Annotated in this window: 22 protein-coding genes; 8 read left to right on the top strand and 14 right to left on the bottom strand. The window is 39.3% G+C overall.

All coding sequences use genetic code 11. The annotated features are described in order from the left end of the window. Positions 1–11: 11 nt before the first annotated feature. Positions 12–929: a recombination-associated protein RdgC gene (gene rdgC, locus PALI_RS15145; protein ID WP_182702854.1), complete on the top strand. Its 918-nt coding sequence runs from the start codon at positions 12–14 to the stop codon at positions 927–929. A 449-nt stretch (positions 930–1,378) separates the two neighbouring features. On the opposite strand, the gene PALI_RS15140 is transcribed toward rdgC, so the two are convergent. Then, positions 1,379–2,218 carry an HDOD domain-containing protein gene (locus tag PALI_RS15140; RefSeq protein ID WP_193156352.1) on the bottom strand — a complete coding sequence of 280 codons (840 nt, stop codon included), beginning with the start codon at positions 2,216–2,218 and terminating at the stop codon, positions 1,379–1,381. A 295-nt stretch (positions 2,219–2,513) separates the two neighbouring features. Between PALI_RS15140 and PALI_RS15135 the strand changes: the two genes are divergently transcribed. Then, on the top strand, positions 2,514–4,220 hold the full coding sequence (locus PALI_RS15135) for a dipeptidyl-peptidase 3 family protein (RefSeq protein ID WP_193156351.1): 1,707 nt from the start codon (positions 2,514–2,516) through the stop codon (positions 4,218–4,220). Positions 4,221–4,436: 216 nt separating this feature from the next. Here PALI_RS15135 and PALI_RS15130 read toward each other — a convergent pair whose 3' ends face one another. Next, positions 4,437–4,970, bottom strand: coding sequence for a fused DSP-PTPase phosphatase/NAD kinase-like protein (locus PALI_RS15130; protein ID WP_193156350.1), 534 nt, complete (start codon positions 4,968–4,970; stop codon positions 4,437–4,439). 30 nt (positions 4,971–5,000) lie between these two features. Further along, a complete protein-coding gene (locus PALI_RS15125) occupies positions 5,001–5,399 on the bottom strand; it encodes an HIT domain-containing protein (RefSeq protein ID WP_193156349.1) in 399 nt (132 codons plus the stop codon). A 112-nt stretch (positions 5,400–5,511) separates the two neighbouring features. Between PALI_RS15125 and PALI_RS15120 the strand changes: the two genes are divergently transcribed. Continuing rightward, positions 5,512–7,737: a S9 family peptidase gene (locus PALI_RS15120; RefSeq protein ID WP_193156348.1), complete on the top strand. Its 2,226-nt coding sequence runs from the start codon at positions 5,512–5,514 to the stop codon at positions 7,735–7,737. Between the two features lie 144 nt (positions 7,738–7,881). Further along, positions 7,882–9,519, top strand: a complete 1,638-nt coding sequence (locus tag PALI_RS15115) for a methyl-accepting chemotaxis protein (protein ID WP_193156347.1) — start codon at positions 7,882–7,884, stop codon at positions 9,517–9,519. Positions 9,520–9,585: 66 nt separating this feature from the next. Here PALI_RS15115 and PALI_RS15110 read toward each other — a convergent pair whose 3' ends face one another. Both PALI_RS15110 and dinB read right to left on the bottom strand, forming a co-directional pair. Further along, positions 9,586–11,121, bottom strand: a complete 1,536-nt coding sequence (locus tag PALI_RS15110) for a M17 family metallopeptidase (RefSeq protein ID WP_193156346.1) — start codon at positions 11,119–11,121, stop codon at positions 9,586–9,588. Between the two features lie 130 nt (positions 11,122–11,251). Then, positions 11,252–12,304: a DNA polymerase IV gene (gene dinB, locus PALI_RS15105; RefSeq protein ID WP_193156345.1), complete on the bottom strand. Its 1,053-nt coding sequence runs from the start codon at positions 12,302–12,304 to the stop codon at positions 11,252–11,254. Between the two features lie 395 nt (positions 12,305–12,699). Between dinB and PALI_RS15100 the strand changes: the two genes are divergently transcribed. Together PALI_RS15100 and PALI_RS15095 are read left to right on the top strand one after the other, a co-directional pair. Continuing rightward, the gene (locus tag PALI_RS15100) at positions 12,700–13,134 is read left to right on the top strand and encodes an acyl-CoA thioesterase (protein ID WP_193156344.1); all 435 of its coding nucleotides are present in this window, start codon (positions 12,700–12,702) and stop codon (positions 13,132–13,134) included. A 9-nt stretch (positions 13,135–13,143) separates the two neighbouring features. Further along, complete coding sequence (locus PALI_RS15095) at positions 13,144–14,196, top strand: aldo/keto reductase (protein WP_193156343.1); 1,053 nt, start codon at positions 13,144–13,146, stop codon at positions 14,194–14,196. 255 nt (positions 14,197–14,451) lie between these two features. Here PALI_RS15095 and PALI_RS15090 read toward each other — a convergent pair whose 3' ends face one another. From PALI_RS15090 to PALI_RS15065, 6 genes are read right to left on the bottom strand one after another with little or no spacing between them, the layout of a single operon-like run. Continuing rightward, positions 14,452–15,066 (bottom strand): fumarylacetoacetate hydrolase family protein, encoded by a 615-nt coding sequence (locus PALI_RS15090; protein ID WP_193156342.1) that lies wholly within the window; start codon positions 15,064–15,066, stop codon positions 14,452–14,454. A gap of 13 nt (positions 15,067–15,079) precedes the next feature. Further along, entirely contained in the window at positions 15,080–17,050 is a 1,971-nt protein-coding gene (locus PALI_RS15085; RefSeq protein WP_193156341.1) for a hybrid sensor histidine kinase/response regulator, read from the bottom strand. 10 nt (positions 17,051–17,060) lie between these two features. Beyond that, positions 17,061–17,522, bottom strand: a complete 462-nt coding sequence (locus PALI_RS15080; protein WP_077535915.1) for a response regulator — start codon at positions 17,520–17,522, stop codon at positions 17,061–17,063. Next, positions 17,523–19,007, bottom strand: a complete 1,485-nt coding sequence (locus tag PALI_RS15075; protein ID WP_193156340.1) for a sensor histidine kinase — start codon at positions 19,005–19,007, stop codon at positions 17,523–17,525. A gap of 28 nt (positions 19,008–19,035) precedes the next feature. After that, positions 19,036–19,254: a histidine kinase gene (locus PALI_RS15070; RefSeq protein WP_138585652.1), complete on the bottom strand. Its 219-nt coding sequence runs from the start codon at positions 19,252–19,254 to the stop codon at positions 19,036–19,038. Positions 19,255–19,288: 34 nt separating this feature from the next. Continuing rightward, a complete protein-coding gene (locus PALI_RS15065; protein WP_077535918.1) occupies positions 19,289–20,629 on the bottom strand; it encodes a sigma-54-dependent transcriptional regulator in 1,341 nt (446 codons plus the stop codon). A 434-nt stretch (positions 20,630–21,063) separates the two neighbouring features. Between PALI_RS15065 and PALI_RS15060 the strand changes: the two genes are divergently transcribed. After that, the gene (locus PALI_RS15060; protein WP_193156339.1) at positions 21,064–21,591 is read left to right on the top strand and encodes an NUDIX hydrolase; all 528 of its coding nucleotides are present in this window, start codon (positions 21,064–21,066) and stop codon (positions 21,589–21,591) included. A 290-nt stretch (positions 21,592–21,881) separates the two neighbouring features. Here the strand turns inward: PALI_RS15060 and PALI_RS15055 are convergent, their stop codons facing one another. The 3 genes from PALI_RS15055 to PALI_RS15045 are packed head-to-tail and all read right to left on the bottom strand — an operon-like array spanning position 21,882 to position 24,033. Further along, positions 21,882–22,376: a YgjV family protein gene (locus PALI_RS15055; RefSeq protein WP_077535920.1), complete on the bottom strand. Its 495-nt coding sequence runs from the start codon at positions 22,374–22,376 to the stop codon at positions 21,882–21,884. Between the two features lie 49 nt (positions 22,377–22,425). After that, entirely contained in the window at positions 22,426–22,992 is a 567-nt protein-coding gene (locus tag PALI_RS15050) for a Crp/Fnr family transcriptional regulator (RefSeq protein WP_138585750.1), read from the bottom strand. Further along, positions 22,993–24,033, bottom strand: a complete 1,041-nt coding sequence (locus PALI_RS15045) for an NAD(P)H-dependent flavin oxidoreductase (protein WP_193156338.1) — start codon at positions 24,031–24,033, stop codon at positions 22,993–22,995. It lies immediately after the preceding gene. Between the two features lie 200 nt (positions 24,034–24,233). On the opposite strand from PALI_RS15045, the gene PALI_RS15040 reads away from it, so the two are divergent. Next, positions 24,234–25,610 carry an NAD-dependent succinate-semialdehyde dehydrogenase gene (locus PALI_RS15040; protein ID WP_193156337.1) on the top strand — a complete coding sequence of 459 codons (1,377 nt, stop codon included), beginning with the start codon at positions 24,234–24,236 and terminating at the stop codon, positions 25,608–25,610. Positions 25,611–25,750 lie beyond the last annotated feature (140 nt).

Here is a 25,750-nt window from a genome sequence, read left to right as displayed (position 1 = left end):
GATCAATCCCCATGTGGTTTAGTAACCTTATTTGTTACCGCTTTAAACAAGATGTTTCGTACACTCAAGAAGATTTCGATAAAGCATTAGAGCAAGATTTATTTCGTCCATGTACAGGCCAAGAGCTTTCTACATTTGGCTGGACTAAGGCATTTGGAAAGCACGGTGATACGCTCTCGCATTTTTCACAAAAAAGTATTTTAGTTTGCGCCAAGCGTGAAGAAAAGGTTCTCCCTGCATCAGTTATCAACGAACTTGTTGCTGAAAAAGTCGATTTAATTGAAGCTGAAGAAAATCGCCCTGTTAAGAAAAAAGAAAAAGATGAATTGAAAGAAAATATCCTTCATGCCCTTCTTCCACAAGCATTTAAAAAGTCGAGCCTACAGTTTGCATTTATTGATCAAGAAAATGGCTGGGTAGTAGTAAACAGTGGCAGTTTTAATAAAGCTGAAGAACTACTTGCACTACTGCGTAAATCGTTAGGGACACTTCCTGTAGTTCCTGCTTTTGCTAATTACGACTTAGATGTATTTTTAACTGATTGGTTAACTAACTTCAGTACGCCAGAAGGTTTTGCTATAGGTTCTGACGCTGAGCTTGAAGAAGCAGATGACAGCGGCGCACAAGTTAAACTTAAAGGCCATGACCTATCGTGTGATGAAGTAAAATCGCATCTTGAAAGTGGTAAACGCGTCACTAAACTTGCACTTGATTGGCAAGAGCGCGTTAAGTTCATGCTGCAAAACGACGGTTCGATTAAGCGTTTAAGCTATTCAGAAACGTTAAAAGAAGAAAATGCTGATATCCCTAAAGAAGATATGGCTGTAAAACTAGACGCAGATTTCATTCTCTCATCAGAAGAGATCAAACAGCTCCTAGAAGAACTTACACAAGGTTTAGGTGATGCTGACGATTTAGTTAAACCATAACCAGTTGAATATTAAAAAAGCACGATTTAATCGTGCTTTTTTAATGCGTTGAATTTACTTGCAATAGGCCCGCTATTGACGCGTAAATTCGCCTTGTTTTCACTGAAAATCTCTGGCTAGAGAAAATAAAACTAGGGCCTGTTGACCTTTCAGGATTAAAATTTGTTCAATCTAGGGGCGATTTAATCGCGACGTGAGGTTTGTAACCTAGTGGGCTAAGTAAAAACCGAGCAACAAAGAGTAAATTGCCCCTAGGCAGAACCCAAGGGCAGCGCATGTTTGGCATTTATGCTGCGTTATCGCCTATTTATGGGGAATAACCACACTACATAGGCTCTGCCTTGCTTAAATACCAAACACACTGCTGCAAATTTAACCTCGAAAGATAAACAGGCCTTAAATATCAACATGATTCAATACGTTAGTAAATCTCTTAACCAGAGTTCAGGTTAGCTAAACATTTCTTTTACGTCATCGAGCATATCGTTATATTCATCGCTAGAAAATAACTCCATTGATGAGATAACACCTTTATCAATATACACTTGTAACGCAGCAGATTTATCCGAAACCTGCAGTGTTCCCTCTAATATGGCACCTATTCGAATAAAATCTACATAACTGATTTTTTCTGGTTTATACGCAGGATCGGCCCAGCTCAATGCAACGTCAGAAAACTCATCAGGAAACTCCCATGCATTCATTATAGAAGAACCGACTTTGCCACTGAGTTTTTGAATTGCATGCGCTAAAAAGCTAGGATTAGCAAAGACTTCAGGATGACGTTCAGCTTCAGTCAAAATAGGCAAAACACCAATATTATAAACAAGCGCTGCTAACGTAATTGAATCACGATTTAATGAAGTGTGTTTATTATTTAGTAAATAAAACTCCATTAATGAAATTGAATGACACGCAACTGTTAACGTTTTTTGCCACGCCTTACCCATGTATCCTTTGATCAACTCATTGTTTGAAACGAATAACTGCTCCATAGCCATAGCTGTTACAATATTTTTAATTTGACGCAATCCAATGCGCGTTACAGCTTGATGTAAATTAGATACTTTCACTGAACGGCCCATTATGGCGCTATTTGCAACTTTAATCATACGGGCAGATAAAGCAGGGTCCTGTGAAATAACATCTGACATTTTAGTTAAATTTACTTCAGGGTTATCAGCCGCCTGTCTAACTTTAACGGCCACTTCTGGCAACGTAGGTAAAACAAGCGTATCGTTATTTATTCTATCGACTAAAATCGTTAATAGTGCATTTTCTGTAGACATAGAGCGGTCATCCTTTTGTTCTTTAGTTATAATATAACTGCAAGCCTCGACAATTAATTTTTATAGCAGTGGTAATACAATAAGTATTGTCTAACTTACCGTTAAAGTTAAGGAAATTATAGATATTTATTTTATTCACCTCTTTTCATCTGCACAATTAACCATACAACGCCTAATACTTGCTATTTGCCATTTAGTTTTGCTTTAATGCATCACAATAGGGAAGCGTACATACTTTTTGTTATTTTATTAGCGCTCACACATTATTAAATTTACTTTTTTAACAGGCAATATAATGATCTTAAATAAAATTAGCCAAGCAATTATACTCTCTGGCGTTGTTTTTCTTAGTGCATGTTCAGAGCAAGCCCCCTCATCAACCAACGCCACAGCAAAAACAGAAAAACTAACCAGTGCTGCAGATAAGCAAATGACTCCAGCGCTTATTAATGCAGACAAACAGCGTTTAGATATCTATACCGATTTTAGCCTGCAAAGCGATTTATCACATTTAAGTGATAACCAAAAAGCGATGCTTGTGAAACTTATTGATGCTTCAAAAATAATGGATGAGTTATTTTGGAAACAAGCATTTGGTGAGAGTAAAGATACTTTTTTAGCTAAATTAAACGATGAAAAAATACGCCTATTTGCAGATATTAACTACGGCCCATGGGATCGTTTAAATGGTGATGAAGCGTTTTTATCAGGATATAAAGAAAAACCACTTGGTGCGCAGTTTTACCCTGCCGACATAACTAAAGAAGAGTTAAACAACGCAGACGTTAAAGATAAAACGGGGCTTTACTCAGTTATTAAGCGTGATGAGCAAGGCAAACTTTACAGCGTCCCTTATTCTAAAGAATATGCTGTTGAGCTTGCAAAAGCAGCGGACCTTCTTCGCGAAGCAAGTAAACTTGCTGATGATAAAGAATTTGCAAGTTACCTAAACCTACGTGCCGATGCCTTGCAAAAAGATGATTTCCAAAATTCTGATTTTGCTTGGATGGACATGAAGAATAACCCAATTGATGTGGTTATTGGCCCTATAGAAACTTATGAAGATCAATTATTTGGTTACCGCGCTGCTTATGAATCCTATGTGTTAATTAAAGATTTAAAATGGAGTGAACGGTTAGCTAAATTTGCAGCCTTTTTACCTGAGCTGCAAAAAGACTTACCTGTAGATGCTAAATACAAACAAGAAGTGCCAGGCTCTGATGCCGACCTAAATGCATATGATGTTGTTTATTATGCTGGCCATTCCAACGCAGGCAGTAAAACAATTGCCATTAATCTACCAAACGATGAGCAAGTTCAGCTAGAAAAAGGGACTCGTCGTCTACAACTTAAAAACGCAATGCGTGCTAAGTTTGATAAAATTTTAGTGCCAATTTCAGAGCAACTTATTGTTTCTGAGCAACGTAAACATATTACTTTTGATGCGTTTTTTGCCAACACTATGTTTCATGAAGTAGCGCATGGTTTAGGCATCAAAAATACGATTACCGACAAAGGAACTGTTCGCCAATCACTACAAGAGCATGCAAGTGCGCTTGAAGAAGGCAAAGCCGATATTTTAGGCCTGTACATGATTGAGCAATTACTTAAAAAGGGCGAAATTACAGAAGGAACTATTGAAGATTATTACACGACCTTCATGGCGGGCATATTTCGTTCTGTGCGCTTTGGTGCATCAAGTGCACATGGTAAAGCAAATATGATCCGCTTTAACTTTTTTGCTCAAGAAGGCGCTTTTTCTAAAAATGAAGCGGGTTTATACCGCGTAAATATGGAAAAAATGAGTATGGCAATGGCTAAGCTTTCTCGTCTAATTTTAACCTTACAAGGTGATGGCGATTACGAAAAAGTTGATCAGCTAATTGCAACTCATGGCGGCATTAAAGAAGAACTTGCTAAAGACTTAGAAAAATTAAGCCAAGCAAATATTCCTGTAGATGTTACGTTTAAACAAGGTAAAGAGGTACTAGGTTTAAAATAACCTAGCACGGTGATAATTTAAGAGCGTTACAGCAAACACTGTAACGCTTTTTTATTATACCAATTGCATTAAATTAGTGATCTATTATAGCGATAAGAAAATAGCGCAATAGCAAGGCTAAAATTATGATACATAGTTGTTCTATATAAATAATTTTTAACGTAGTTAGTGAGTTATTTAATACGCTAGAATGATCATGTTTTAAAAAAATTGGTATTATTTATCGTTTACCACTTCGCGCACTACAGGCTCTAGGCTTTTCATACCCCAGCGCCTTCCTTTATCGAGCGCAGCCTCTACATCAAGACCCTGCTCATGTGCAGAAATTGCCATCAATGCCCCAACTCGATTACTGCTTGCACAATGCACTAAAATCGATTCACCCTTAAACTCATTAAGTAAGTTTATTAAATTACGCGCATTTTCAACTGTAACATCCTGCGCACCTGCGATCGGTAATGCGTGATAGTTCATTCCTAGAGATCGTACAAACTCACCTTCATCCCACGTTTGTTCACTAAAGGAGCGTAAGTTTATGACGTGCTTTACACCCGCTTGCGATAGCAACTTAATTTGTTCAGCGCTAGGTTGTGCCGCCGAGTAAACATGATTGCTATGTTCGACTAAATTTTTTATAGCTGTCTTTTTAATAATTTCAGCGTTAACTGGCTGCTCAGTTGCAACAGCAAAGTACCCACCTGATAACGCGACAATAAATAAACCCGTACAAAGTTGATTGATTAGCTTCATTTTATTCCTCATTTATATTATTAACCGCTATTAAAAATAGGTTTTTAATTTTACTATTTGCTCATCAGTATAAAGGACAGCAGAAAATTTGCCCCATACAGGCGCAGGCCATGCCTTATCGCTTTTAAAACGTGCTATGTGATGAATATGTAATTGCGGTACCATATTACCCAAAGCCGCTACATTTAGCTTATCGGGGTTAAAAACTTTTATTAGTAGCTTACTGAGTTTTGCTGACTCTTTTAAATACACAATTTGATCAGCTTCAGATAAATCAATAATCTCTTTTAAATTAGGCTGCCTAGGCACTAATACAAACCATGGGTACTGGCTGTCGTTTAATAAAAGCACTTTACACAATGGCCAGTTGGCAAGCTCGATACAATCACGTTTAAGCTCCGGCGCTAATTCGAATACAGGGTTAGTCATGGTTATGTCCTACTTAGTCTTTAATAATGGCTACTTTATAGCATTTAGTTGCAGTTGCACACGCTTGGCTTTACCATTCAAAGCACTATTTATAATAAGCTAAGGCAACCTTGTGCTAAAAAAAATAAAACATCTTTCACTGGCTATGCCACTAATAGTTGGCGCTATTAGTGTTCAAGCAAAACCTTTATCGCTGGAGCGTATTTTTGACGATCCGAGCTTGTCGGGTAAATCCCCTGTACAACTTAAATTTTCTCCTGATGGTAGTCGCGTAACTTATTTACAAGGTAAGAGCGATGACTATAACCGCTATGACTTATGGGAATACAACCTAAAAGATAACACTAACCGTATATTGGTTGATTCGGCAAAGTTATTTTCAGGCCCAGAAAACTTATCCGATGAAGAAAAAGCGCGCCGCGAACGCCAACGTATTTTTGGTAAAGGCATACTTGAATATAAATGGTCTAAAGATGGCAGCGCACTGTTATTTCCACTGAACGGCGACCTTTACTATTACGATTTAGCCTCTGCTAAAAGTAAAAAGTTAACCGATACTGAAACATTTGAAACCGATGCACGCTTTTCACCTAAAGGGAATTATGTTTCGTTTATTCGTGAGCAAAACCTATTCGCTTTAGAGCTTGATTCAGGTAAAGAAATTCAGCTTAGTAAAGATGGCGGCGGTGTAATTAAAAACGGCATGGCCGAATTTGTTGCACAAGAAGAAATGAGCCGTATGACGGGCTACTGGTGGTCTGGGGACGAAACTAAAATTGCTTATACCCGTGTTGATGAAACACCCGTAAAAGAAGCTATCCGTAACGAAATTTACGCTGATGAAGTGAAATTATTCAATCAACGCTACCCGTTTACAGGTACCGATAACGTAAAAATTCAACTTGGTGTTGTTAAGCTAAACGATCAACAAGTAGATTGGATTGATTTAGGTAAAGACGAAGACATTTATATTGCACGTGCCAAATGGCTAAAAGACGGCAATACATTGTCGTACCAATGGCAAAACCGCTCGCAACATAAATTAGAGCTTCGTTTTTATAACAGCGAAACTAAAATACAAAAAGTAGCACTGACCGAAAATAGCGAAACGTGGATTAACCTACATTTTGACCTTGAATTTTTAAAGGACAAAAAACACTTTGTATGGGCGTCTGAGCGCAACGGTTTTAAACACTTATACCTGTATCGCACAAACGGTCAACTTGTTCGCCAAATTACCTCTGGTGATTGGGCTGTTGATAGCTTAAAAGGCATTGATGAAAACAAAGGCATTGTTTACTTTGCTGCTCGTAAAGACACGCCTCTTGAAAGCCACTTATACAGCGCCTCTTTATTTAAAAAAGGTAATACAAAACGTATCACCGAAAAAGGTCAGTACCATAATGTTGTGCTCGCAAAAGACAGCAAAACTTTTATCGATAATAGCTCGTCTGATAATAAACCAAACTCTGCAGCGCTTCGCAAAGTAAACGGCGAATTTATTACATGGCTTGAAGAAAACAAGCTTGATAGCAACCACCCGCTTACCCCTTATTTAAACGATTTAACAAAACCAGAATACGGCACAATTAAAGCCGATGATGGCCAAGTTATGCATTACCGTTTATTCAAACCTAGTAACATCACTGATGGTAAAAAACACCCTGTTATTGTTAACGTATACGGCGGCCCGCATGCCCAACGAGTGACGAATAGCTGGCGTAGTAAAAATTTGTATTTTCAGTACATGGCGCAGCAAGGTTATGTAATTTTTCAACTGGACAACCGTGGTTCGTACAACCGTGGTAAAAAGTTTGAAGATGCGATTTATAAACACCTTGGTGTAGTGGAAGTTGCCGATCAAATTAAGGGCGTAGAGTTTTTACGCACACTTGACTATGTAGATCCAGAACGTATTGGCATATATGGTCATAGTTACGGTGGTTACATGGCGCTTATGACAATGTTTAAAGCAGGTGACTACTTTAAAGCCGGCGTATCGGGTGCTCCAGTAACCGATTGGGCATTGTATGATACGCACTACACTGAGCGCTATTTAGGACACCCTGACACAAACGCAAAAGGCTATGAAGCCAGTGCTGTTTTTCCATATACAGACGGCTTAAAAGGCCCATTGATGATCTACCACGGTATGGCTGACGATAACGTTTTATTTACCCATGCCACAAAGCTATTTAAACAATTGCAAGATAACGAAAAGCAGTTTGAAATGATGACCTACCCAGGCTCTAAACACAGCTTACGCGGTAAGCAAGTGCAAACACATTTACATAAAACCATTACAAATTTCTTTAATCGTCATTTTGATGTTGAATAACTGGAAAATTTGAAAAGTAGACTAAAGGCTGATTGATAAATCAGCCTTTTTTTTGTCTTATAGAGTGCTAAGCATAGATTTAACTTTCTTTTTAACTATGCTTATTATATGCACTTGCAGTGCGCACTTATCGAGGATGAATGTATGCCCAACCTACGCCGCTTTAGTATATTTCAACGCTTTTATTTATTAGTAGGTGTTGTGGTAATTGGACTTGTTGTATTGAGTATATCAAGCTTAACTCATCAATATAGTTCACTTAAAAACGAACAACATATCAAAACACAAAATGTAGTTGAAACGGCTTACAGCATTATTGAGCACTTTTATACGCTTGAGAAGAATAATGAACTCACTCAACAACAAGCACAGTCACAAGCATTACATACAATTAGTGCACTTCGGTACGACAAAACCAACTACTTTTGGATAAACGATTACCAACCAAATATGGTAATGCATCCTATTAAACCAGCCCTAGATGGTAAAAACTTAACAAATAATAAAGACCCCGACGGTAAAACACTATTTGTTGATATGGTTAATATAGTTAAGCGTGATGGTGAAGGTTTTATACCGTATAAATGGCCTAAGCCCGGAAAAGAGCAGCCAGTTGATAAAATTGCGTTTGTAAAAGGGTTTAACCAATGGCAATGGATCATTGGCTCGGGTGTGTACCTTGACTCGATTGATGAGGCATTTAGCGAACAACGTAATCTAATAGTCATCAGTGCAATCATTATGATTACTGCGGTTATTTTACTTAGCTACTTTATAGGTAAGAGTATTTTAACTCCAACCCGCTTAGCTGCCGATATGATGAAAGATATTTCACAAGGAGAAGGCGATTTAACACGTACGCTAAATGAGTCTGGTAATGACGAAATTTCAGAGTTATCTCACTCTTTTAACTTATTTATATTGAAAATGCGAGAGTCGCTTATTCATGTTTCGCAAAGTGCGTACGATGTAAGCGAGCATGCACATACTGTTGACGAATCAAGTAAAACGAGTCATTCGTTTATTGAGCTTCAAAACGATAGCTCAACGCAAGTCGCTGCCGCTATGGAGCAAATGACTCACCAAATACACGATGTGAGCCGTAATGCTGAAGCTGCTGAACAAGCTGCAAATGAGGCCGCTCATAATGCATCAACAGGTAAAAGTGTGGTGGCAACAACGATTACCGCAATAAAAACTCTTTCGACTAATATAGAAACTGTAAGCCGCGTTACTGAGGATTTAGCAAACGAAAGTAATAACATAGGTTCGGTCCTTGATGTGATTCGAAGCATTTCGGAGCAAACAAACCTGTTGGCACTTAATGCTGCAATAGAGGCTGCACGTGCGGGCGAACACGGTCGAGGTTTTGCTGTTGTTGCCGATGAGGTACGAACACTGGCGAGTCGCACAGGGCAAAGCACTGATGAAATTCAAACAATGATAACAAAATTACAAGAAGGTGCTAAAGCCGCTGTAGAAGCTGTAAAATCAAGCCAAACGCTTTCACTGTCAACGGTTGAGCAAGCATCGTCAGCAAATACTTCACTAGATGAAATAGAAAGACTGGTATCAGTGATCACTGAAATGAATAGCCAGATAGCACGCGCTACAGAGCAACAAACACAAGCCGCCGATGAGGTTAATTTACGTATTAACGACTTATCCCATTCAACAAGCGAATCGCTTGATAATACCAAACAGCTAACAGGCGCTAGTAATAAGCTAAAACAAAGTAGCATATCGCTATCAACTGTTGTTAAACGATTTAAGTTAGATTGATTTTTAAATAATAAAAAGCCCTGAAAACAGGGCTTTTTTACGTGCTAAATTAAAGCTGGTTTACAACTACAAACAATAAAGAGCAAATAAGCTCGTCACTGATGCAGCCGTTGGTTTACCGTGCTGCCAATCACCACCTTCAACACCGCTACCCGCAATATCCATATGTACATAAGGCAGAGGTTGTTCAGAGTCGTTACCATGCTTATCTAATCCGCCAACAATAGCCATAAATGCCATCGGAAATTGATGCCCACGCGCAGTAACTGCAGACGCTGCGTTATTACTAGAGAGTACATCGTCAGCAAGTGTGCGCGGTTTGATAAAGTCGTAATCTTCACGGCGTGAGCGCGATACTTCTGCGCCATCGGCCCATAGGTCACCACAGTCAGCTATTTGACGTGAAATACCAGCGCTACGAGCAGGACCATTTTCAACATAAGCTCCATAAGGTCCCATTGCACGAGCTGCGTGGCCTGTTAATGTAGCCACAGTAAATAGCGTTGGATTGATTTCACCCTTAGCCAAATCTTTCATTTCACTAAGTAAGTCGCCCATTGCTAAGCGCCCTTCTGCATCGGTATTACCAATACGTACACGTATACCTTCGCGGCTAGTGATAATTTCATCTGGTACAAAACAATCCGAACCAATAGAATTACGAACAACGGCTAAATAAGCGATGACTTTAACGCCTTTAGGCTGAAAATCAGCAACGGCTTTCATAAAGCCCGCAACAGATGCTGCGCCACCTTTATCGCGGCTCATACCTGCCATATAACCGCCTACTTTTAAATCGGCACCACCTGTGTCATACACCAGGCCTTTACCAACAAACATAAGTGTTCGCGTAATTTCGCCACTTGGTACATATTCAAGCTTAACAACGCGTGGATGATGGCGCTCTACAGCGTACGATGCACGAGCAACAGTGCTTAACATTGGGTAATTTTTATCAATCGCTGCAATATCATCAATCACGTCAACGGCAATATTTGAGCCTTTAAATAAATCAACGCAGTAATCAGCAAAGCGTGGTGGAGCCATACGCTCAGGCTCAGTACCACACAAATCACGTGCAGCGTATTGACCTGCTGCAATTGCATTAACAGCGTTAATTGTTTGCTCATTTGCGCCAACTAAACCGATATTTGTTATAGGTTCAATACTCTCACCATGAAACTCACGTGCTTCTAACGGCTGCCACAATGCTTGGCAAGCACCTAAATAAGCAACTTCCAGCGCATGTTGGTAACGGCTATCAGCATTTAAGTTTGGTAAAAATAATGCAGGATTAACACTGCCCGACGCCTTCGCTTCGTTAATTGCAAGTTTAGCGGCATCAAAATAACGGCGTACGTCGTCGTAATCTCTATTTAAAGGACCCGTTGGCGCAAGAATCACTCTTTTATTTTCAATTACTAATAAAGTAATTTGCTTACCAATACGAGAATCAACTTTTGATTGTGCTAAAACAGCATCTCGTAGTGGATTGTTTGGTAATTGAGAAAAATCATCACTGATAATGATTAATGCATCATGAGATGTACATTCAAGGCTAGCACTTACTGGCTGAGCCAACACGGCTTGTGGATATGCCATAAATAAAGGTCCTGTTAAAAAACATAAGCCTCTATTATCGTCGATTTAAATATTGAAGACCAGCAAGCTGCGACAAGCATTTAGTTTAATTGCTTGTTTATTGGCAACTTGCAGTTACAGGCTTTGCCACTTAATCGAGAATACTAAGCTGTAAATTATGCTCTGGCTGGTTTTTTATACCCACGCCAAGACCTAAAAGCCTTACTGGCTGCTGCACACCTCGTTGATAAGCTTTAGTTAGTAACTGAGTAAAAATTTCAGTGTTTAATTGATGGTATGCCTGATCCGCAGAAGTCACTACAAAATTGGCAAATTTAACTTTAACGCTCAGTTTATTAATTCTGTTTTGTAATTGTTGTTTATCTAAACGTACCTTCAACTCCTCTAACAACTTAGGGAGTTGCTCTAGGCATTCTTGTAAGCTGTTTTTATTGTATTCATAAGTATGCTCAACACTTAACGATTTTCTAATTCGATTGGTAGAGACTTTACCAACATATTCACCCGCACACTTTTGATAAAGAGAAACACCAAAGTTACCTACATGCTGCTGCATCCAATTTACGCCTTTTTCGCGCACATCTTTGCCGGTGTATAACCCTTTTAAATTGAGTTTTTCGAGCGTTACTTTCCCCACCCCAGGAATTTTACCCAGTGGTAACTGCGCTAAAAAACCATCAACTTCATTGGGTAATACTACAAATTGCCCGTTGGGCTTATTTTCGTCACTCGCTATTTTGGCAATAAACTTAATTGGCGCAATCCCTGCTGATGCAGTCAGCCCAGTTGCATTGTAAATATCGGCTCTTATTTGTTGTGCAATAAGCGTAGCACTGCCTTTACAGGCGGCACTATTTGTTACATCAAGGTAAGCTTCATCAAGGGAAAGTGGCTCAATTAAATCTGTGTAGTGGTTAAATACTTCGCGTATTTGGTTTGAGGCCTCTTTATAAACAGCCATACGTCCGGATACAATCACTAAATCGGGGCATAATTGTTTAGCATGGTAATTAGACATGGCAGAGCGTACACCATATTCTCTAGCAAGGTAATTAGCGGTTGAAAGTACACCTCGCCGGCTATTACCGCCGATTGCCAACGGTACATTAGCAAGCTCAGGATTGTCGCGCATTTCTACTGCGGCGTAAAAACAATCCATATCTATGTGAATAAACTTTTTCATCGCCACAAAATAACTGTTTATTTATACAGTCATTATTATGCAAACACTTTTAATATGCAAGCGCCTAGCTAATCTAAAATGACTGCTTAAATCGCCTCGTTTTTTTAAAGCAATACAGCCAAAAAGCAAATTCAAGTAAAAACCCTGCGGCAAGTAAACACACTCCTACCGAGAGATTTCCCATTGCATAACAAATAAACGACATAATAAAAATTAAACATGCTAGAACCCAATTAACTACTTGTTGCATATGCGTTTCTCCTATTTATATAACATAACTGTAGACCTTAATTTAAATAGGCACAATGATTAGCTAAAAATGCCATATTAATTACCTTGAGGTCATAACTTCATATTGATAACCTAAGTGCTTTAAAATTAAGAGCTATAAGTTTATGCAAACGTTTAAAGATCAATATCCTATTCATACTGATATTACCGTAGCTTGGGCTGACATGGATGCCCTCCAACACGTTAATAACGTGGTTTACTTACGTTATTTTGAAATAGCTCGAATAGACTTTTTAAACAAAATAAACCTATTTGATACAATTACCCCAAGCGGTATTGGTCCAGTTATAAGCGAAAACAATGTGCGCTATAAACGCCCAGTTACTTTTCCAGATACACTTACTGTCGGTGTTACCATCACTGACATTAAAGAAGATCGCTTTATGATGAATTACACTGTATTTAGCCATGCACAAAATGCGATAACCACTACGGGTAATTCAAAAGTGGTTATGTTTGACTTTACAACAGGGCAAAAAGCGCTAATTACTGAGCCTCTTTTATCAGCTCTAACCACCCATGCTCAACCTAATAACTAAGGAAGTTTTATGCAATATAGTCCACTTGGTAGCAGTGGTGTAGACGTATCTCGAGTGTGTTTAGGCAGTATGACTTGGGGTTTACAAAATACTCAGCGCGATGCCGATGAACAAATAGCTTACGCACTCTCTAAAGGCGTCAATTTTATTGATACCGCCGAAATGTATGCGGTGCCGCCCTCTCCCGATACATATGGAAAAACAGAGCAAATTATTGGCGACTGGTTTTCACGTAATCAGCAAAAACGTAGCGATATAATTCTCGCCACAAAAATAGCGGGAAATGGCTTATCGTGGGTGAGAGGCGGCGGTAATATTACTCGTCAATCGGTTATTGAAGCTGTTGATGAGTCACTTAAACGCTTACAAACAGACTATATTGATTTATATCAGCTACATTGGCCCAATCGCTCTACGCCTCATTTTGGTAGGCAATGGCCTGGTATGCTTAAATTTACAAACGTAAATACACAAGAACATCAAGCTGGCATGCTGGATATTTTAGAAGGTTTAAACGACTGCGTAAAAGCCGGAAAAATTAAACACTGCGGTTTATCTGACGACACACCTTGGGGGATAAGCCAATTTTTAAACTTGGCAAAAGAGCATAATTTACCTCGTATGGTATCTATTCAAAACGAGTTTAGCTTAGCGCATACCAAAGATTGGCCCTATTTAATTGAGCAATGTGTGCATGAGGATATTGCTTACTTACCATGGTCACCTTTAGCCGCCGGTTTATTAACAGGTAAATACTTAAATGGTGCTCGCCCAGAAGGTTCTCGCTGGACCTTTATGCAGCGTAACGGTATTTTTAGAGATACACCAAACGCAGAGCAAGCGACTAAACAATATGTTGAGCTGGCGCATGCTAATAATATAACGCCAGCACAGCTTGCACTCGCATGGTGTAATCAAGTAGACGGTGTAACGTCGTCTATTATTGGTGCAACAAGTATGGCGCAATTAAAAGAAGATATTGATGCATTTGATATTACGCTAAGTGATGACGTGCTAACTGGCATTGATACTATTTTTAGAAATAATCCGATGCCGTATTAGGGCTTGTTGACCTTTGTGGATTGAAATTTGTTCAATCTAGGGACGATTTAATCGCGGCGCGAGGTTTGTAATCTATAGTCTAAGTAAGAAGAGAGCAACAAAGAGTTAATCGTCCCTAAAAAAAACCCAAAGGGCAGCGCATGTTTGGTATTTATGCTGCAAAATCAGTCACGACAGGTCAATACGCCCCAATGTAAGTCTGCTGATTTAAAACAGATAATTAAATGATATTTAATTATCTGTTTAGTTACCTATTTAACTTGCTTGCCAGTGATGCTCTAGTAAACACTGATCATTGGCATAAAGCGCGACAGCAAAAATACTTTTCGCGGTTACCTCCCCTACACCAGAAGGTGTACCTGTCATGATCACATCACCATCTTCTAAGCTCATAAACTCGCTGATATTTTGTAAAATAGATTCTGGGTCGTTTAGCATAAAATGAGTATCACCTTGCTGAATAACAGCATTATTAATTTTAAGCTCAAACGTAAAATGCTGCATTGCATCTGTTAACTCTACAAAATTAGTTAGAATAACTGAGCCGTCAAATGCTTTAGCTCGCTCCCAAGGGAGTCCTTTATTTTTTAATTTACTTTGTACTGTACGCTTAGTTAAATCAAGGCCTAACCCAACACCTACAAACTTTTTATTTTTTACAACAAAACATAGCTCTGTTTCATAGTGCAGCGTATCGCCGTTATGAGCCGAATTTAATCGCGTGGTAATTGCACTATTTGGCTTATTGAATAACACCATTTGATCTGGTGTTTCATTATTTAACTCCGCAATGTGCGCAGTGTAATTTCGACCAACACAGACTACTTTTGATGGCGTTAATTCTTCAGATACTAACTTTATTGAATGCATATAAATAATGTCCCTATGAGCTAATAAGCGTTTCAAGTAAGCTCAAATTAATAGGTTTTAGTAAAACATGGTCAATATTTAAATCTTTTATCTCTTTAGGATCAGGCTCTGCACCACTTACAATTACCAAGCGTAACTCAGGGTAACGCTCATTAATTTGCTGGCCTAAATCAACCCCTCGCCCATCAGGCAGGTGCATATCTAACAATACTTTATTAAATTGCTGATCGTGATTGAGTATTTGTAAACATTGCGCACAACTCGATGCTATCACGGTTTCCACACCTAAACTTTCTAAAAGCAACTGTGTTATTTGCGCTGCATCATGGTCATCTTCAACAAGTAAAAAACGCTGTTTTTTTTCTGTTAAGCCTTTATCACTGTTTATATCTTTAGCTTTAGGCGCGTGCTCTGGCGCCATTAAGTAATCTTGTAAGCATTGATATAAAGCGGCACTATCAACCGGCTTTGGTATTACATCATTAAAACCAAGTGCTGCCAGCTCCTCATGTATCCCTTTCATCGTTGCAGCCGTCAGCGCGATTATTGGGCCTTTATAACCCATTTTTCTAAGCTCTATAGTAGCTTCTTTGCCGCCCATTACAGGCATATGAATATCAATAAAAATAATATCATAAGGCGCTTTATACGCATCCGCGATGCGTACTTTTTCAAGTGCTTGCTGACCATGCTCTGCATAATCAACCCTCGCACCACAAGAGCTGATCATGTGCCCTACTAGCATGCGTAAATCACGTAAATCATCAACAACTAATACACGGCCACTTACTTTACAAGGAGCTAATTTACTGTGTAACTGCGGCGCACTACTAAAGTTAAGAACTTGTCGCTCTACCTCACTAATATCCCCAGGATACACCGAAATGGTAAATGTAGAGCCTTTGCCAAACTCAGATTGTAAATTAATATCGCCATGCATACGTGCTAATAATTCTGCGCATATTGCTAAACCAAGACCCGCTCCGCCAACAGAGCGCGATTCCACATCGGCTATTTGCTCAAACGGCTTAAAAATAAGTTTTTGTTTTTCAGGTGCAATCCCCATGCCCGTGTCTTTAATACTAAAAAACAGCATTTCTTGGTCATCAACCCATTGGGTCCACGCATTAATAACAATTTCGCCTTTATCGGTAAATTTAACGGCATTATTTATTAAATTTATTAATATTTGACGAACTCTTGTGGCATCAAGTCGTGCAACTAAAGGCAGTGGTTTATCTGATTCAAAACGAAGCGTAAGCCCTTTATCAAGTACCGATACACGCATTAAGGTATAAACATCCGCAAGCATGCTATCGAGGTTTACTTCGCTTAAGGTAAGCTCGAGTTTATCGGCGGCTATTTTAGATAAATCGAGAACATCGTTTAATAAGCTTAATAAATGCTTACCGTTTCGATAAATAACTCCCAATTCATTTTCTGCTTGCTGACTAAAGTCGCTCTGCATTAATAATTCGGTATAACCTAAAATAGACGACAGTGGAGTGCGTAGTTCATGGCTCAAATGAGCTAAAAAGCGGTCTTTTGAGCGGTTTTCTGCTTCTGCTTTTAAACGCTCAACTCGCTCACCTTCTACATCTTTTCGTGCCAAAGCATAACGAATGGCGCGAGCAAAACGGCTCGAGCTCATTTCCGTTTTTATTAAGTAATCAACTGCACCCGCATCAAGCGCTGCGCAATCTAACTCGTCGTTGGATTGGCCGGTGAGCATAATAATCGGGCCGCTAAAGCCATTGGCAATGGCTTCCTTTAATACATCTAATCCGTTTGATGCACCTAAGCGGTAATCAAGTAGGCAAATGTCGTGCTCATTCTTACTAAGCGTCGCAATTGCCTGCTCAGGGGAGCTAACCCATTGAATGTTAAACGTGTGTGAATCTAATTGGTCTAGATAGTCGCAGGTGAGTATGTAATCATCTTCATCATCTTCTACAAGCAGCAACTGAGTCACTTTATCTAACATAAAATCTCCATTAATCGTTAAATGTTGCTGGCAGCTCTACAAACTCTACCCAATACTTTCCTAACGTTTTCATTAGCTCAACTAAGCCATCAAACGTCACCGGTTTTGTAATATAAGATGCAGCTCCTAAGTTATATCCCTTAACCATATCTTCTTCTTGTTTAGACGTAGTTAAAATAACAACCGGAATCCCTTTTAGGTTAGGGTTTGCTTTTATTGCCTCAAGCGCTTCACGACCGTCCATTCTTGGCATGTTTAGATCTAGTAATATAAGCCCAGGACGCGGCGACACAGCTTTATCGGCAAATTTCCCCCTGCGCTCTAAGTATTCGAGTAATTCAACGCCGTCCTCAACAAAATGAAGATCGTTAAGTACACGGCTTTCAGCAAGGGCATCTTGTGTTAACAAACGATCATCTTCATCATCGTCCGCCATTAAAATAGTAATCGGTTTTACTTTTGAATAGGGCATTTAAGCCTCTCCTTGCAATGTGAAAAGCGCAGCTTCCACAGGTAGTTTTATAATGAAGGTCGCACCTTCACCGTCTTTACTTTGGGCTGTAATTGTTCCGCCGTGGCGCTCCACAATTCGTCGACATACAGAAAGACCAATACCGGTGCCTTTGTACTCAGAGCGACCATGTAAGCGCTGAAACGGAACAAATATTTTATCGGCGTAGTCTTGTGAAAAACCAATGCCATTATCTGTTATCGTAATAATTTGAAAACTTAAATGCGTATTATGATCAGCACTAAAAATATCTTCATGCTGATAGCTTATCTTTATATGCGGGCTCACATCAGCTCTTCTAAATTTAACTGCATTTGACAGCAAGTTTAAAAATAATTGCTGCATTTGACTTTTATCTGCTTGAATAACAGGTAAGTCTTCTACATCAATTTGTGCGTTAGATTCTTTTATCGCGATTTCTAAATCACTTAATACATCGGTTACAACTTCGTTTAAACTTGTATCAGCAAACTCTTTACCGCGCGTAGCAATACGCGAAAACTCAAGTAAGTCATTAATTAAATTAGACATACGCTGGGCAGCGTTTTTCATGCGGCCAATATAATCGATGCCTTTTTCGCCCAACTCATCTTTGAACATGGTTTCAAGGCGATCACTAAATGCTTGAATTTTACGAAGCGGCTCTTGTAAATCATGGCTCGCAACAAAAGCAAATTCTTCTAACTCTCGATTACTGCGACTCAGTTCATCTGAATATAGTGTTAGCTCTTGCGTTCGCTCCGACACTTTAGCGGCTAACGTTTCGTTTTGTTTTTCAAGCTCAAAACGATATTGGGCCGCATTTCTTAAATTAAGACGCGTCATAATAAACATTCCAATAATAAGCAGAGCACTTGTTATTGCTGTAATCGCAAAGGTAATTTTTGCCTCATTTTTAATTTTTGCTAATTTCGCAAAGTGACTCACTTTAAAGAGTAGTTCTCGGTCTTGAATTTCATTAACATTTTCACGAATTTGCTTATAAAGTTTTCTGCCTTTATGTGTATTAAGTATATATAACGCACGTCGCTCTTTGTCATTAAGAGCAAGATTAACCGTGGTCTTTAATTCTTTAATTTTACTGCCTGTAAGTACTAACAACTGGGCAATTCGATCTGCTTGGCCGTCTATTTCAGAATGAAGCGATTTTACATGATTTGTTTGCTCCTCTAACTGCCCTATCGCATCGTAGTAAGGCGTTAAATAATCATCCTCTTCCGTTAATAAATAACCACGTTGACCCGATTCAGCTTGTACGATAGACAAATGCAGTTTCTCTATTGCGGTTGTCAGCATATTAGTATTGTCTAAACTTTTTTGAGTTTGCGTTAACCCTTGAATCGTATTCAATGCTAAAAAGGCATTGCCTACAATAATGCTTAATATCACCACAATAAAAGCGGCCCACGTAATGTTCGCTTTACCTTGCTGTTTTTGCTTGCTCATAGATGTGTAAACGCCTGAGTTAAATTTGTTAATCGTTATTATGATCAGTAATATTTTGCAAACTTTCACTGCATTGCTGGCAGTTCAAAATTATTTTATCCAGAGCTTCAATCGCCTTTTGTTTGGGCATATCGTTTTCTAACACTAACTTTATTAGCTCCGCGTTCATTGAAATTCTATTCAACGGAGCTCTTGCATCATGAACAAGTTTATTAAGCGCTGTGCTTTGCTTACTTTCTTCAGTCACAATAATATTTCCTTTTGTTTAACCAAAATCTAAGTTACTTGTACTCACCGATTCCACCGTAAGCATTAAGGCGGTTATAAAGTGTTTTAGTACTAATACCTAACATTTGTGCCGCAAGCGTTTTATTGCCTTGCACTTTATCGAGCGTTGCATGAATCAGCTCTTTTTCAACTTCTTCAATTGTTTGCCCTGCCGACACCTGTTTTTCTGCTGCTTGATTATTAACACGCGAAAAAGGCGACTCTAAATTGTCAGGCAGCGTAATATCACTGGTTTGCGGATCACTCATAATAAAGGCACGGTGAATTGCATGGCGAAGCTCACGTACATTACCAGGCCATTCATAGCTTTGTAGCTCTTTTAGCTGTTGCGCTGTCCAGCTAAACGCGGTGCCATTTTCATCATTTAATTGCTCTAAAAATGCTTTGGCTAAAAGCGGAATATCTTCTTTGCGATCGCGCAGTGGCGGTATATCAATAGGAAAAACAGCCAGTCTAAAATAAATATCTTCACGAATTACATTGTTGTGCGCTAAATCGCTAAGCGTGCGGTTAGTCGCCGAAATAACACGACAGTTAGTCGGTATTTCTCGGTTACCGCCTACACGCGTTACTTTTTTAGTTTCAAGTACTCGCAGTAAATTTGGTTGCATATCAATTGGCATTTCGGTTACTTCATCCAAAAATAAAGTCCCGTTATTTGATTGCTCAAATACGCCCTCTTTGCGTGCGATTGCTCCCGTAAAAGCCCCTTTTTCATGGCCAAACAATTCACTACCAATTAATTCTTTTGAAAGCGCTCCACAGTTACTCGCAACTAATGGCCCTTCACATTGGCTTGCGTTATGAATAGCTTGCGCCACCACCTCTTTACCTGCACCACTTTCACCCATAAGCATTACGTTCGCATTTGTTTTAGCTACACGTTCAATCATGTTGTAAAGTTTTTGCATTGCTTCTGATTCGCCAATCAGCCCACCAAAATGACGAGTAATACCGCTCGACTTGGCTTTTTTAACTGCTTTTTTAGGACCATTTAAAACCAGCTCTAAATCTTCTCGCTGTAATGGTTTTAATAGATGCCCAACATTAGGCTCGCACATTTCAGCTAAAATACCTTTAACTGAAGGGTGTCCCGATATAAGTGTAATTTTTGGAGACTGTCCAATCATTTTTAAATGGTCAAGAAGGTGTAAACCGCTGCCGTCAGGTAACATAAAATCAAGAAGAACATGATCGAAGGTATTATTTTCAAACCACTGATGCGCTTCTTTTAAACTGGTCGCGGTGTTTATATTATGGCCGAGAAATTCGACGATATGGCAAACAACATCGCTAAACTCGACGTCATCATCTACTAAAAGTATATTTAACATGATAAATCCTTATTCTTTTTTATCATTCTACGCACCCTTACACCTAATTTAAAGGAAGGTGTGCTTAAAAGCGCTTTCATCTAAATAAACTAAATGGGTTAACGTCTTATTTTACCAACCAGAGATTTACGTGTGCTGAAAAAAAACGATCACATTAATTTCTATTACTTGCAACTTCACAACGTACTTGAGTGATACAGCTGATATAATTAACCTGAACTGTAGATAATAAATCCATCTCAAGCAGCTACTTTTAATGCGAGCTGCGTTGAATTTACTTGCAATCGCCCGCTATTGACGCGTAAATTCGCCTTGTTTTCACCGAAAACCTCTGGCTAGAGAAAAAATTATAATTTCATTATAGTTCAATATGTTAGTAAATTTCTTAACCAGAGCTTAGGTTAATCAGAGCGCAAAAAAAAGTGGGATAAAAAATGCAGCAATTAAAAACCCTAATTCATTCCGGTATTAATATTGATCAAGGAACTATTTTTGTTCGCTTGACCGCGCGCGCCATTGTTATTAAAAATAATAAAATATTATTAATGTACACCAATCGATATGAAGACTACAGCTTACCTGGCGGTGGGGTGGATGAAGGCGAAAGCATTGAGCAAGGTTTGATCCGCGAACTAAATGAGGAAACTGGCGCGCAACAAATAAATGTTGTTAAAGCCTTTGGCCTCTACGAAGAGTACCGACCTTGGTATAAAGATGATTTTGATATTATTCATATAAAATCATATTGCTATGTATGCAATATTGCCGATGAATTTGGTAAAGCTCAATTAGAGCATTACGAACAGCAAAATGGTATGACCGCTAAATGGGTGAATATTAACGATGCGATTGCACATAATGAGCGCACGCTTGCTAACAGCGAGAAACAAGGATTATCAATCCTCCGTGAAACCTATTTACTCAAAAAAATTGCGACACAATTTTTCGAACCTCCTTACTAGGGCGTGTTGACCTTTGTGGATTGAAATTTGTTCAATCTAGGGGCGATTTAATCGCGGCGCGAGGTTTGTAACCTAGTGGGCTAAGTAAAAACCGAGCAACAAAGAGTTAATCGTCCTAGAAAGAACCCAAAGGGCAGCGCATGTTTGGTATCTATGCTGCGTTATCGCCTATTTATGGGGAACAACCACACATCACAAGCTTTGCCTTGCCTAAATATCAAATATACTGCTGCAAAATCAATCACGAAAGGTCAACACGCCCTAGGGCCTCATCAACCTTGTGTATACCTCTAAACCGATTTTTTAGGGGTATAAAAGCGATATAACCCGAGCATATTACTTGCCAAAAATAAACACTCCATCAGTACTGCAACGGGTGACCCAGCAAACACGTTATGACTTATCCAAAAAGATGTACCTAACACCATAAGCAAGCGTAAGTACAAATCTTGTTTTTGAAACGATGCAAATGTTTGAATAAGTGTTGCTGCCAATGCCAAGCCACTCAACCAGTTATGCCAAGTAAAATATACGGCCAAACAACTAAGCAACATAAAAACGAGCATCACCCATGTTTTTCGTGCAAATACACAATACAGATAACGCAGTGCGGCTATTAGCATTAAGCTTCCTGCACTGGCATGGCCAAGTATAAAAAAATGTGCTGAGGTCAGTAAAACAGAGCTAAATAAGCAGCCTAAAATAAATGTACGCGACTTAAACTGAAAAGATGCTAAATCTAGCAAAGTAGCAATAGTAACCAAGCACTGAGCAAGTAAGAACATAATGACTCCTGAAAAAACAGCAGTCTAACTGGCTTTATTTTATTTGCCCTTAACTTAAGTTAAGCCGCTTACGAATTCGTGATAAAGAAATTGCCGAGATACCAATATACATTGCGACTTCTATTAGGCTCAATTGTGCTAACCAATGCGGTTTTTGCAAAAGTAAGTAGCGGTAACGTTGCTCGGGACTATTAAGTAATAAAAAAGCTTCTTTGGCTTCTTTAAAAATTAGCTGTTGAGTAATAAGCTTCACCTTAATATCTTGCCACTTGCTTTGCTCAAAAAGACTCAATGGAACAACGATAACTGTTGCTGCTTTTATTACTTTTAATTGATAAAAAGCATCTGTATCTGCAAGCCAGTTAGCAAACAACAAAGCAAATTCATCTTTAAAATAAAACTCCTTACATTTTTGACTGCCATCAGCCGTTGAATGTAAAGCGCCTAATACCCCATCTATAATCAAATAGCCAAAGCGCTGTTTTTGCCCTTGTTGCAACAAAACAGTATCGCGAGAAAATTGCTTAATGGGGTATTGTTCGCCAAGCTTTAACTTTAAATCTCGTGCAAGTACTGCATAGCTATCACCAAGCTCAATAGTGTGCCGATGATTCATTTAAACCAACCACTTTTGCATTAATGTTTGTGTTATTTGAGCTGCGCTCATGTGCTCCCTTGGGATGTATTTTTGACCACACCACAACGGCGAAAAGCCACTATCACCCAATGCTTCAGCTCTGCTTCTCAATGCCGTTATTGCAATACTCGCATAAGGAAATGGCGGCACATGTAAAGGCATTGAACCAAGCTCTTTCATTGCACGATTACAAATACCTCGGGCTGCACGCCCTGAAAATAATGTAGTGAGCGCTGTATTGTCTTTCTGCTGGGATAAAATAGCATTGCGATGAATCGCTGACGTATTTGCCTCGTTACATAATAAATAAGCACTGCCTACTTGCACGCCTGCGGCTCCCAGCGCTTGCATATGCGCTACATCATCCTCAGTTGCAATACCACCAGCAGCAATAACAGGCACAACCAATTGAGCAACACATTCTTGCACTAGCTCAGCGGTACTTTTATGCAAACTTAAATCCATAGATAAAAAATGGCCTCGGTGCCCACCCGCCTCTAAACCCTGAGCTATAACAGCATCAGCACCATTATCGACAAGCCATTTTGCCTCTTCAATGGTTGTTGCAGTAGAAATAACGCTTGCCCCCCAGCTTTTAATTTGTTCAAGCAAAAACGGCGCAGGTAAACCAAAATGAAAACTCACCACAGCCGGTTTATAAGGCGCAATAATATCGATAATACTTTGATTTATAGGCTGTCGAGAAGCTTCGTCCGCTAAGCTACTTTCGGCAATGGCGTATTCATTAAAATAAGGGGCCAATGTTAAATGCCATTGTTGTTTTTGCAGCTTGGTGTATTGCAAGGTTGAATGGCAAAAAAAGTTAAGATTATAAGGCTTACTGGTTGAACGACTAAGTAACTCTAGCTGCTCTATAAGTTGTATTTTAGAGAGCATTGCGCACGGCAAAGAGCCCAATCCACCAGCCTCACAGACACTGGCAGCTAATACTGCATCTTGCACACCAGCCATTGGCGCCTGTATTAGCGCAGTGGAAATATCAAAAAGTGTTCGTATCATTTTTATTCCCTATGTAACTTTTTCTGCAACTTGCACTATTTACAAAACATACCATAAATACATTACATAAAAAATAAGCACCTTTATAAATAAAAATTAAAAAACAATAAATAACAATAAGTTAAAGTTATTTTTATATATTTAGACAGCTGGCGTTCGTTTTGCATTACTCCCCATACATAATTAGTAAGGAGATAGAAATGAGTAACACAGTTAAAACGATTAATCCGGCAACTGAGAAAACCATTGAAACCTATACGCTACTTTCTCAAAAAGAAGCGGAGCAGGTAATAGAAAAATCTCACGAAACATATTTAAAATGGCGTTTAACGTCATTCGCTGAACGTGCAAAATATTTAAATAACTTAGCATCACTTTTTGAAGAACAAAAAGAAGCGATCGCAAAACTCATGACCGAAGAAATGGGTAAAGTATACGAGCAAGGCTTTCAAGAAGTTGAGCTATGTGCAGGAATTTGTCGTTATACTGCTGAAAATGGCCCACAAGTACTCGCCGATGAAGAGCGCGATATGGACGGTGGTCGTGCAATTATTAGTTACCAACCAACGGGCGTTCTGCTGGGTATTCAGCCGTGGAACTTCCCGCTTTATCAGGTAATTCGTTACAGTGCCGCTAACATCATGGCGGGTAACACTACAGTACTAAAACATGCCGGTAATGTATTTGGCATGGCTGAAAAAATTGAAGCGCTATTTAAACAAGCCGGTTTCCCAGAGTACTGTTTCAGCAACTTACTCATCGACGGTAAAACCGCCAGCTCACTCATTGCGCACAAAGCAATTAGCGGCGTAACCTTTACGGGTAGTGATGCCACAGGTAAAAAAGTAGCTGAAGAAGCGGGTAAACACGCTAAAAAAACAGTGTTAGAGCTGGGCAGCAACGATGCGTACTTAGTACTTGATGACGCCGATTTAGAGCTTGCAGTTAAAACCTGTGTAACCGGGCGCATGATCAACAATGGCGAAACGTGTGTTTCTGCTAAACGTTATGTTGTTGTTGAGTCACTTTACGATGACTTTAAAGCGCAAATAAAAGAGCAATTTGAAGCCATGAAAATGGGCGACCCAATGGCTGATGACACAGACCTAGGCCCAATGGCCCGTGAAGATTTACGCGATGGTATTCACGACCAAGTAATGGAATCAGTAAAAGCAGGTGCAAACATAGTAACAGGTGGTGAAATACCATCGCAAACGGGTTACTACTACCCACCAACGCTACTTGATAATTTATCGCCAGGTATGCCTGCTTACGACGACGAATTATTTGGCCCTGTCGCTTCGCTTATTAAAGCCAAAGACAACGACGATGCAATGCGTATCGCCAACGACTCTCGCTATGGCTTAGGCGGTGGTATTTTCTCAAAAGATGAAAATAAAGCCATTGAGCTTGCTAAAAAGCACTTCGACACCGGCATGATCAATATCAATGGTTATGGCTTAGCACAGCCTAACTTACCGTTTGGTGGTGTTAAAGGCAGTGGCTATGGCCGAGAACACGGCGGCTTTGGTATGCGCGAATTCGTAAATGTTAAAAGCATTATGATCGCCAGCTAATTTAGCTGCATAAATGAAATAAGTGTTTAAAATAAAAAATTACTAAGCCTAAAAGTGGATAACCGCTTTTAGGCTTTTTTATTTGTAGCTTTTAGAGGATAGCTTTCAATAAAGGAAACGCCGAGTTTAAACCATATTCG

It is taken from the genome of Pseudoalteromonas aliena SW19, from assembly GCF_014905615.1.
Classification (GTDB): Bacteria; Pseudomonadota; Gammaproteobacteria; order Enterobacterales; family Alteromonadaceae; genus Pseudoalteromonas; species Pseudoalteromonas aliena.
Note: the sequence above shows the minus strand (reverse complement) of the source record. Positions and strands in the feature narration are given on the sequence as shown.

Excerpts from the sequence above, each read along its gene's own strand:
- PALI_RS15045 (WP_193156338.1), bottom strand. The coding sequence starts at position 24,033 with ATGATACGAACACTTTTTGATATTTCCACTGCGCTAATACAGGCGCCA.
- PALI_RS15115 (WP_193156347.1), top strand. The coding sequence starts at position 7,882 with ATGCCCAACCTACGCCGCTTTAGTATATTTCAACGCTTTTATTTATTA.
- PALI_RS15135 (WP_193156351.1), top strand. The coding sequence starts at position 2,514 with ATGATCTTAAATAAAATTAGCCAAGCAATTATACTCTCTGGCGTTGTT.
- PALI_RS15140 (WP_193156352.1), bottom strand. The coding sequence starts at position 2,218 with ATGTCTACAGAAAATGCACTATTAACGATTTTAGTCGATAGAATAAAT.
- PALI_RS15040 (WP_193156337.1), top strand. The coding sequence starts at position 24,234 with ATGAGTAACACAGTTAAAACGATTAATCCGGCAACTGAGAAAACCATT.
- PALI_RS15130 (WP_193156350.1), bottom strand. The coding sequence starts at position 4,970 with ATGAAGCTAATCAATCAACTTTGTACGGGTTTATTTATTGTCGCGTTA.
- PALI_RS15060 (WP_193156339.1), top strand. The coding sequence starts at position 21,064 with ATGCAGCAATTAAAAACCCTAATTCATTCCGGTATTAATATTGATCAA.
- PALI_RS15095 (WP_193156343.1), top strand. The coding sequence starts at position 13,144 with ATGCAATATAGTCCACTTGGTAGCAGTGGTGTAGACGTATCTCGAGTG.
- rdgC (WP_182702854.1), top strand. The coding sequence starts at position 12 with ATGTGGTTTAGTAACCTTATTTGTTACCGCTTTAAACAAGATGTTTCG.
- PALI_RS15090 (WP_193156342.1), bottom strand. The coding sequence starts at position 15,066 with ATGCATTCAATAAAGTTAGTATCTGAAGAATTAACGCCATCAAAAGTA.
- PALI_RS15110 (WP_193156346.1), bottom strand. The coding sequence starts at position 11,121 with ATGGCATATCCACAAGCCGTGTTGGCTCAGCCAGTAAGTGCTAGCCTT.
- PALI_RS15055 (WP_077535920.1), bottom strand. The coding sequence starts at position 22,376 with ATGTTCTTACTTGCTCAGTGCTTGGTTACTATTGCTACTTTGCTAGAT.
- PALI_RS15065 (WP_077535918.1), bottom strand. The coding sequence starts at position 20,629 with ATGTTAAATATACTTTTAGTAGATGATGACGTCGAGTTTAGCGATGTT.
- PALI_RS15085 (WP_193156341.1), bottom strand. The coding sequence starts at position 17,050 with ATGTTAGATAAAGTGACTCAGTTGCTGCTTGTAGAAGATGATGAAGAT.
- PALI_RS15080 (WP_077535915.1), bottom strand. The coding sequence starts at position 17,522 with ATGCCCTATTCAAAAGTAAAACCGATTACTATTTTAATGGCGGACGAT.
- PALI_RS15125 (WP_193156349.1), bottom strand. The coding sequence starts at position 5,399 with ATGACTAACCCTGTATTCGAATTAGCGCCGGAGCTTAAACGTGATTGT.
- dinB (WP_193156345.1), bottom strand. The coding sequence starts at position 12,304 with ATGAAAAAGTTTATTCACATAGATATGGATTGTTTTTACGCCGCAGTA.
- PALI_RS15050 (WP_138585750.1), bottom strand. The coding sequence starts at position 22,992 with ATGAATCATCGGCACACTATTGAGCTTGGTGATAGCTATGCAGTACTT.
- PALI_RS15100 (WP_193156344.1), top strand. The coding sequence starts at position 12,700 with ATGCAAACGTTTAAAGATCAATATCCTATTCATACTGATATTACCGTA.
- PALI_RS15075 (WP_193156340.1), bottom strand. The coding sequence starts at position 19,007 with ATGAGCAAGCAAAAACAGCAAGGTAAAGCGAACATTACGTGGGCCGCT.